The organism is Dysosmobacter sp. HCP28S3_G4, assembly GCF_052065175.1.
Classification (GTDB): Bacteria; Bacillota; Clostridia; order Oscillospirales; family Oscillospiraceae; genus Oscillibacter.
In genome coordinates this window covers 1-377 of sequence record NZ_JBQHUP010000126.1, presented here as the reverse complement: position 1 = coordinate 377, position 377 = coordinate 1, and the positions used below count along the sequence as shown (strand labels likewise).

Genomic DNA, 377 nt, shown 5'->3' with positions numbered 1-377 from the left:
TTCAATGCACGTTACATGGATATTGTCCATGTGGGTTGCCCCATTCGGAAATCTCCGGATCAATGGATATTTGCTCCTCCCCGAAGCTTATCGCAGCTTGTCACGTCCTTCATCGGCTCCTGATGCCAAGGCATTCCCCTTGCGCTCTTTATAGCTTGACCATCGTCGAAGAAACTCGCTCCATTCCGCTTCCGCCTTTTGGCGAAAGCTTCATATCCGCTCCTTCCTTCTCCTCCTTCGCCAAAAACAGGTTTTTGGCGATTTTGGGGACGGGAGATGCGGGAAGCAAATTTCTTCTTCAACGTCAGAGAAATTTGGTTCTCTTGAATTATGCAGGCTTCACAAAGATTTTTCGGAAATTGTAATCGTTACCCATC

1 rRNA gene is annotated in these 377 nt (G+C 47.5%); it reads right to left on the bottom strand.

Features of this window, described 5'->3' with window-relative positions:
* Nucleotides 1-161 (bottom strand): 23S ribosomal RNA (locus ACTNBU_RS12755); the annotation flags it as partial.
* Nucleotides 162-377 lie beyond the last annotated feature (216 nt).